The sequence below is a fragment of the Streptomyces sp. NPDC006265 genome (assembly GCF_040613555.1).
Taxonomy (GTDB): Bacteria; Actinomycetota; Actinomycetes; order Streptomycetales; family Streptomycetaceae; genus Streptomyces.
On sequence record NZ_JBEXSH010000985.1, the window covers coordinates 1 to 3,104 of the forward strand.

Annotated in this window: 3 protein-coding genes; all 3 read right to left on the reverse strand. The window is 70.6% G+C overall.

Going from position 1 to position 3,104, the window contains the following annotated elements; genetic code table 11:
- Positions 1–89: 89 nt before the first annotated feature.
- Positions 90–1,265, reverse strand: a complete 1,176-nt coding sequence (locus ABZ281_RS43925) for an acyl-CoA dehydrogenase family protein (protein WP_356663813.1) — start codon at positions 1,263–1,265, stop codon at positions 90–92.
- A gap of 88 nt (positions 1,266–1,353) precedes the next feature.
- Positions 1,354–1,782, reverse strand: coding sequence for a nuclear transport factor 2 family protein (locus ABZ281_RS43930; protein WP_356663815.1), 429 nt, complete (start codon positions 1,780–1,782; stop codon positions 1,354–1,356).
- A gap of 47 nt (positions 1,783–1,829) precedes the next feature.
- Positions 1,830–3,104, reverse strand: a 1,275-nt coding sequence (locus tag ABZ281_RS43935; protein ID WP_356663817.1) for an NAD(P)/FAD-dependent oxidoreductase, incomplete at its 5' end; no start/stop codon positions are given.

Genomic DNA, 3,104 nt, shown 5'->3' on the forward strand with positions numbered 1-3,104 from the left:
GTCGCCGGCGGCGAGGTCCGTGACCGTACCGGGGAGCTGGTTGCGGATCGACAGGCCCTCGACGGGTGCGGTGGCCAGGGAGCCGGCCGTCACAGGAAGTACGTACCCGGGTCCATACCGACCAGGACCCGCCCCTGGACCTCCAGGTTGGCGTCCCGCTGGATGAGGGCGTGCAGCGCGAAGCCCTGGATGTCGCGGTGGAACCGCTGCAGGGCGACCTCGCGCCGGATGACCGAGCCGCCGCTCGCCGCGTACAGCAGCTCGACGGCCTCCTTGGCGAGCTGCGCCGCGTACGCCGTCCGGCCGCGGATCACGGCCTTCTGCTCGTCGGTGGGCTGCTCGCCGACGTCGGCCCGGGTCTGCAGGACCTCCAGCCACAGGTCGGCCAGGCCTTCGGCAGCGTCGATCTTGTTGGCGGCCGTGGCGACCTGGATCTGCGTGAGCGGGTGCAGCTTCTGGTCGGTCCAGTCGGTGTAGGTGATGCCGCGGCCGGGGAGGCGCTCGAGGAACAGCTCGTACGCGCCGCGCGCGATGCCGGTGAAGGCGGCGGCGACGCCGGACAGGACGTACCCGAGCAGACCGTAGTTGCGGCCGGTGGCGCCGGTGTTCTCGCGGTCGCCGGTCGCGCTGACCATGGCCTCCTCCAGGGAGACCACCCGGTGGGCGGGCACGAACACGTCCTCGGCGGTGGTGCTGCAGCTGCCGGTGGCGGCTCCCGCGCTGACGTGCCAGTCGTCGGTGACCTCCAGCTCGGAGACCGGGACCAGCGCGACGAGTTCCTCGCGGGTCCCGTCGGGGCGCTCCACCATCGCGGCGAGCAGGTCCCAGTCGGCGCCCCGGACACCGGAGTTGTAGCGCCATGTGCCGTTCAGGCGGTAGCCGCCGTCGACGGGGGCGAGGGTGCCGGTCGGGGCGAAGACGATGGACACCCGGGTGTTCCCGCCTTCGAACACCTCCTTCTGTGCCCGGTCGGGGTAGAGGGAGGCGCACCAGGTACTGGTGAGCCAGACCATGGTCAGCCAGCCGGTGGACGGGCAGCCGCGCGCGACCTCGGCGATGACCTTGAACTGGTCGGCCACACCGAGGTCGAGCCCGCCGTGGGCGCGGGGCACCGCCGCGCGGAACACCCCCGCCTTCTCCAGCAGCCGCATGTTCTCGTCGGGTATCCACCGCCGCTCCTCCGCGTCCGCGCCGTTCGCGCGCAACGTGGGGACGGCATCGCGTACGGCGTCCAGTACGGACGCCAGTTCCTTCTGGTCGGTCACTGTCTCTCCGTCTCTCGTCGGGCCATCTGGGGTCTTTCCGGCACGGCGGAGCCCCCCCCCCGGCGCACCAGGGGGGTTCCCTCTCGCACTAGTCGGCGACGAGGCCGGTCGCGGCCACCGGCCGGTCGATGGCCATCAGCCAGCGGCCGTCCTCGGTCTTGCGGAGCACATCGGTGCAGACGCCCTCCAGCAGGACCGGCTCCCCGTCGGGGCCGGTGGTGTCGATGGAGTACTCGACCCCGATCAGCGCCACGTCTTTGGCCACGTACGAGTGGGTGACGCTCGCCTTGAGGGTCGGCTTCGAGGCCAGGAACTCCTTGAAGAACGCCAGCCGGTCGGCGCCGGTCAGGGGCTCGCCGGAGAAGTTCGAGACGGAGTCGTCGAGGTAGAGGCGGTTGAACAGCTCGCCGTCACCCGAGTTGAAGACCTGGATGAAGATCTCGTTCTGGATGTCGGTGTCGGCGGTGAGGTCGGGGCGTTCCGGGTCGAACGGGACGGTGAAGGACGTGGCTGACATGGGGATGCGGTTCCCTTCCGGGGGGTGGGTGGGTGATGCCTCGGTGGTCATTCCTCGCCCGCTGCCTGCCGGGCGGCACGCAGACCGGACTCGATGGCGCCGTCGATGTAGCCGCTCCAGCCGTTGGCTATGTCGCCGCTGGCGAAGGAGAGCCGCCCGCTGGTGTAGGTGACCTCCGGGTAGAGCGTGGTGAGCTGCTTCGGCTTGCGGAACGCCCAGCCGCCGCGCGCGTATGGGTCGCGGCCCCAGTCGTGCGCCGTGACGCCGATGACGTCCAGGTTCACGCCGAGCTGCTGCACGGCCTTCTTCACCTGGGCGGTGTTGGTCGGGTCGAGCTTGGGGTCGGTGCTGAAGGCGACGTAGAGCATGCCTTCGGACGTTTCCTTGAACGGCAGCAGCATGGGGATCCGCGAGCCGCCCTCTGCGCCCTGGCCGTAGACCCGGCCGGGTCCCTTGCGGGCGTGGATCCACAGCTTGACCGCGTTCGCCACGGCGATGCCCTGGCTGGTCGCGGTGGTGAGCGCTGCGGGCAGGGACGGGCTGAACTTGACGGTGCTCAGGGCGTTGACCGGCATCGCGACGACGACCGCGGTGGCGCTGTAGCGGGTGCCGGAGGTGGTGGTGACGTACACCAGTGATCCGGTGTCGTTCACCGAGGCGACCGGCGAGCTGAGCTTGATCGTCGGCTTGGCCTCGTTGATCATCGCCTGGAGCAGGGCCTTGGTGCCCTTGGCGATGCGCCAGCGCATGGTGTCGTTCCAGCCCGCGTTGGTGTGACCGGCCAGGGCCCACCAGTGGGCGAACATGGTGAAGGCGCCGGCCGTGCTCGAGCCGCCCGCGTAGACCGCCGTCTGCCCGTTGACGAGGAGTTCCTCCTCGGGCGTGAGGGCGAGCTGGGTCAGGCGGTCGCGCAGCGTCAGCTTGTCCAGGCTCTGCAGCAGGTCGGCCCGGTGCAGGGGCTGGAAGGGCTTCTCGAAGTACGTCCGCGTACCATCGAACATGCGTTCGAAGACGGCGCCCATCCGGCCGAAGCCGTCCTCGGGCGTGAACTGCCGCGGGCCGGCCGGCGTCGGCAGCCACGTGGTCGAGATCGGCTCGTCTTCCTCCAGCGCCAGCTTGTAGCGCGTGAGTTCGGCGCCGAGGTAGGGCTGGGTCGGCTCGACCCAGGTCCCGCCGCGCTCGATCAGCTGACCGCCGTAGGTGTCCGTCCAGGTGCGGCCGCCGATGCGGTCGCGGGCCTCCAGGACGAGTACCCGCTTGCCGCGGGCGCGCAGTTCGCGGGCCGCGGTGATGCCGGCGAAACCCGCGCCGATGACGATGAC